Source organism: Williamsia herbipolensis (genome assembly GCF_000964005.1).
Classification (GTDB): Bacteria; Actinomycetota; Actinomycetes; order Mycobacteriales; family Mycobacteriaceae; genus Williamsia_A; species Williamsia_A herbipolensis.
This window is the reverse complement of the sequence record NZ_JXYP01000044.1, coordinates 1-5,266: the sequence shown is the minus strand read 5'-3', so window position 1 is coordinate 5,266 and position 5,266 is coordinate 1. Positions and strand designations below refer to the sequence as shown.

Here is a 5,266-nt window from a genome sequence, read left to right as displayed (position 1 = left end):
AAGTTGTGTTCGGCGGTGTCCTACTCTCCCACACTGATTAGGGTGCAGTACCATTGGCGCTGGAGGGCTTAGCTTCCGGGTTCGGAATGGGGCCGGGCGTTTCCCCTCCGCTATAGCCGCCGTAACAATGTGAAACCGTCACACCCCGATGTGGTGGGGTGGTCACGATCCTTTATCGGGGTCGTGTGTTGTTTCAGATATTGCACAGTGGATGCGTAACACGCTTGTATCAGTTGAAAACTGTTTGCGGGTTTTATGTGTTGTAAGTCCTCGGCCGATTAGTACCAGTCACCTACACCCATTACTGGGCTTCCAGTTCTGGCCTATCAACCCCATGGTCTGTGGGGGGCCTTAACCACGCAATGGTGGTGAGAAACCTCATCTTGGAACAGGCTTCCCGCTTAGATGCTTTCAGCGGTTATCCCTTCCGAACGTAGCTAACCAGCCGTGCTCCTGGTGGAACAACTGGCACACCAGAGGTTCGTCCGTCCCGGTCCTCTCGTACTAGGGACAGGTTTCCTCAAGTTTCTTACGCGCGCGGCGGATAGAGACCGAACTGTCTCACGACGTTCTAAACCCAGCTCGCGTGCCGCTTTAATGGGCGAACAGCCCAACCCTTGGGACCTACTCCAGCCCCAGGATGCGACGAGCCGACATCGAGGTGCCAAACCATCCCGTCGATATGGACTCTTGGGGAAGATCAGCCTGTTATCCCCGGGGTACCTTTTATCCGTTGAGCGACACCGCTTCCACTTGCCGGTGCCGGATCACTAGTCCCGACTTTCGTCCCTGCTCGACATGTCCGTCTCACAGTCAAGCTCCCTTGTGCACTTACACTCAACACCTGATTGCCAACCAGGCTGAGGGAACCTTTGGGCGCCTCCGTTACATTTTGGGAGGCAACCGCCCCAGTTAAACTACCCATCAGGCACTGTCCCTGAACCAGATCATGGTCCGAGGTTGAGGTATCCAATACGATCAGAGTGGTATTTCAACAACGACTCCACCCACACTGGCGTGCGGGTTTCACAGTCTCCCACCTATCCTACACAAACCGAACCGAACACCAATACCAAACTATAGTGAAGGTCCCGGGGTCTTTTCGTCCTGCCGCGCGTAACGAGCATCTTTACTCGTACTGCAATTTCGCCGAGTCTGTGGTTGAGACAGCAGAGAAGTCGTTACGCCATTCGTGCAGGTCGGAACTTACCCGACAAGGAATTTCGCTACCTTAGGATGGTTATAGTTACCACCGCCGTTTACTGGGGCTTAAATTCTCAGCTTCACCCCGAAGGATTAACCGGTCCTCTTAACCTTCCAGCACCGGGCAGGCGTCAGTCCGTATACATCGTCTTACGACTTCGCACGGACCTGTGTTTTTAGTAAACAGTCGCTTCTCTCTGGTCTCTGCGACCACCACCAGCTCAGACCGCAAAAGTCGTCACCAGCAATGGCCCCCCTTCTCCCGAAGTTACGGGGGTATTTTGCCGAGTTCCTTAACCACAGTTCTCTCGATCGCCTTAGTATTCTCTACCTGATCACCTGTGTTGGTTTGGGGTACGGGCCGTGTCACCACTCGCTAGAGGCTTTTCTCGGCAGCATAGGATCATGGAATTCGCCTCAATCGGCTACGCATCACCTCTCAGGCTATGTGAACGGCGGATTTGCCTACCGTTCGCCCTACAGGCTTACACCAGTACAACCACTGACTGGCCCCACTACCTTCCTGCGTCACCCCATCGCTTGACTACTACCACACAAGGTCCCATGCAGCCCCACACTCGAGACCCGAAGGTCTTCTCGGCGGTTTTGGATGGTTAGTACATGTGATTCATCACGGGCGCGGAAACACGGGTACGGGAATATCAACCCGTTGTCCATCGACTACGCCTGTCGGCCTCGCCTTAGGTCCCGACTCACCCTGGGCGGATTAGCCTGGCCCAGGAACCCTTGATCATTCGGCGGCGAAGTTTCTCACTTCGCTTTCGCTACTCATGCCTGCATTCTCACTCCCACACCCTCCACCACTGGATCACTCCGTGGCTTCCCTGGGTGCAGGACGCTCCCCTACCCACCCACACCACCACCAACAGACCCGTAGATCCGCTGGAGTGTCTTGTGTGAGTGCCGCGGCTTCGGCGGTGTACTTGAGCCCCGCTACATTGTCGGCGCAGGATCACTTGACCAGTGAGCTATTACGCACTCTTTCAAGGGTGGCTGCTTCTAAGCCAACCTCCTGGTTGTCTTCGCGACCCCACATCCTTTTCCACTTAGTACACGCTTAGGGGCCTTAGCCGGCGATCTGGGCTGTTTCCCTCTCGACTACGAACCTTATCGCCCGCAGTCTCACTGCCGCACTCTCACTCACTGGCATTCGGAGTTTGGCTGACATCAGTAACCTTGTAGGGCCCATCCGCCATCCAGTAGCTCTACCTCCAGTGAGAAACATGCGACGCTGCACCTAAATGCATTTCGGGGAGAACCAGCTATCACGGAGTTTGATTGGCCTTTCACCCCTACCCACAACTCATCCCCTCCATTTTCAACTGAAGTGGGTTCGGGCCTCCACGTCGTCTTACCGACGCTTCACCCTGGCCATGGGTAGATCACTCCGCTTCGGGTCTAGAACACGCCACTGAAGGTCGCCCTATTCAGACTCGCTTTCGCTACGGCTACCCCACAACGGGTTAACCTCGCGACGTGCCACTAACTCGCAGGCTCATTCTTCAAAAGGCACGCCATCACCACCGGCCCACCAAAGGACCCAACGGCTCTGACGGATTGTAGGCGCACGGTTTCAGGTACTATTTCACTCCCCTCCCGGGGTACTTTTCACCTTTCCCTCACGGTACTAGTCCGCTATCGGTCACCAGGGAGTATTCAGGCTTACCGGGTGGTCCCGGCAGATTCACAGCAGATTTCACGGGCCCGCTGCTACTTGGGAACCCATCAAGTGAGACCACACACTTTCAGCTACCGGACTCTCACCGTCTACGGCAGACCATTCCAGGCCACTTCACCTAGCATGTGATTTTTTTACTCACCCCCAGCACGGCAGCACTGAGAAGATGAACCCCACGACCCCACACAGACAACCCCTGCCGGGTATCACATCTGCATGGTTTAGCCTCTTCCGCTTTCGCTCGCCACTACTCACGGAATCACTGTTGTTTTCTCTTCCTGTGGGTACTGAGATGTTTCACTTCCCCACGTTCCCTCCACACCGCCTATACATTCAGCAGTGGGTAACACCCCATCACGGGTGCTGGGTTTCCCCATTCGGACACCCTCGGATCACAGCTCGTTTGACAGCTCCCCGAGGCCTATCGCGGCCTACCACGTCCTTCATCGGCTCCTGGTACCAAGGCATCCACCGTACGCCCTTACACACTTACAACAACCTACAAAACATTCAAAAAATAAAGATGCTCGCATCCACTGTGCAATTCTCAAACAACACACACCCACCACCCACACACCCCACACCCCGCAACCAACCAAAGCCGGCCACACAGTGCTGCTTCCAGGGCAGCGCAATGATGAGCATCAGAAAGAACGTGTGTTCTCTCAGGACCCAATAGTGTGTTGACCCCGCACCCAGTCACCCAGGCACGACACCCCCACCACCACAACCTGATGTTGTAGCAGCAGACGCTTGTTTATGTTTCACCCAATGAACAAACACCCACCGTGACACAAACGGCCACGAAACAGGCATGTTGTTTGCTCCTTAGAAAGGAGGTGATCCAGCCGCACCTTCCGGTACGGCTACCTTGTTACGACTTCGTCCCAATCGCCGATCCCACCTTCGACAGCTCCCTCCACAAGGGTTAGGCCACCGGCTTCGGGTGTTACCGACTTTCATGACGTGACGGGCGGTGTGTACAAGGCCCGGGAACGTATTCACCGCAGCGTTGCTGATCTGCGATTACTAGCGACTCCGACTTCACGGGGTCGAGTTGCAGACCCCGATCCGAACTGAGACCGGCTTTAAGGGATTCGCTCCACCTCACGGTATCGCAGCCCTCTGTACCGGCCATTGTAGCATGTGTGAAGCCCTGGACATAAGGGGCATGATGACTTGACGTCATCCCCACCTTCCTCCGAGTTGACCCCGGCAGTCTCCTGCAAGTCCCCGGCATAACCCGCTGGCAATACAGGACAAGGGTTGCGCTCGTTGCGGGACTTAACCCAACATCTCACGACACGAGCTGACGACAGCCATGCACCACCTGTACACCAACCACAAGGGGGGCTGTATCTCTACAGCTTTCTGGTGTATGTCAAACCCAGGTAAGGTTCTTCGCGTTGCATCGAATTAATCCACATGCTCCGCCGCTTGTGCGGGCCCCCGTCAATTCCTTTGAGTTTTAGCCTTGCGGCCGTACTCCCCAGGCGGGGTACTTAATGCGTTAGCTACGGCACGGATCCCGTGAAAAGGAACCCACACCTAGTACCCACCGTTTACGGCGTGGACTACCAGGGTATCTAATCCTGTTCGCTACCCACGCTTTCGCTCCTCAGCGTCAGTTACTACCCAGAGACCCGCCTTCGCCACCGGTGTTCCTCCTGATATCTGCGCATTTCACCGCTACACCAGGAATTCCAGTCTCCCCTGTAGTACTCAAGTCTGCCCGTATCGCCCGCACGCTTGATGTTAAGCATCAAGATTTCACGAACGACGCGACAAACCGCCTACGAGCTCTTTACGCCCAGTAATTCCGGACAACGCTCGCACCCTACGTATTACCGCGGCTGCTGGCACGTAGTTGGCCGGTGCTTCTTCTCCAGGTACCGTCAATCACTCTTCGTCCCTGGTGAAAGAGGTTTACAACCCGAAGGCCGTCATCCCTCACGCGGCGTCGCTGCATCAGGCTTGCGCCCATTGTGCAATATTCCCCACTGCTGCCTCCCGTAGGAGTCTGGGCCGTGTCTCAGTCCCAGTGTGGCCGGTCGCCCTCTCAGGCCGGCTACCCGTCGTCGCCTTGGTAGGCCATTACCCCACCAACAAGCTGATAGGCCGCGGGCCCATCTCGTACCGAAAAACTTTCCACCACCAGACATGCATCCAGAGGTCATATTCGGTATTAGACCCAGTTTCCCAGGCTTATCCCAAAGTACGAGGCAGATCACCCACGTGTTACTCACCCGTTCGCCACTCGAGTACCCCGAAGGGCCTTTCCGTTCGACTTGCATGTGTTAAGCACGCCGCCAGCGTTCGTCCTGAGCCAGGATCAAACTCTCCATGAAAAACCAGAGAAAAACA

3 rRNA genes are annotated in these 5,266 nt (G+C 55.8%); all 3 read right to left on the bottom strand.

Annotated features, from left to right (window positions below):
- Nucleotides 1-7: 7 nt before the first annotated feature.
- Nucleotides 8-124 (bottom strand): 5S ribosomal RNA (gene rrf, locus TU34_RS22045).
- Nucleotides 125-258: 134 nt separating this feature from the next.
- Nucleotides 259-3,397, bottom strand: a 23S ribosomal RNA gene (locus TU34_RS22040).
- A gap of 337 nt (nt 3,398-3,734) precedes the next feature.
- Nucleotides 3,735-5,250 (bottom strand): 16S ribosomal RNA (locus TU34_RS22035).
- Together the 16S, 23S and 5S rRNA genes form the textbook arrangement of a ribosomal RNA operon.
- Nucleotides 5,251-5,266: the final 16 nt, after the last annotated feature.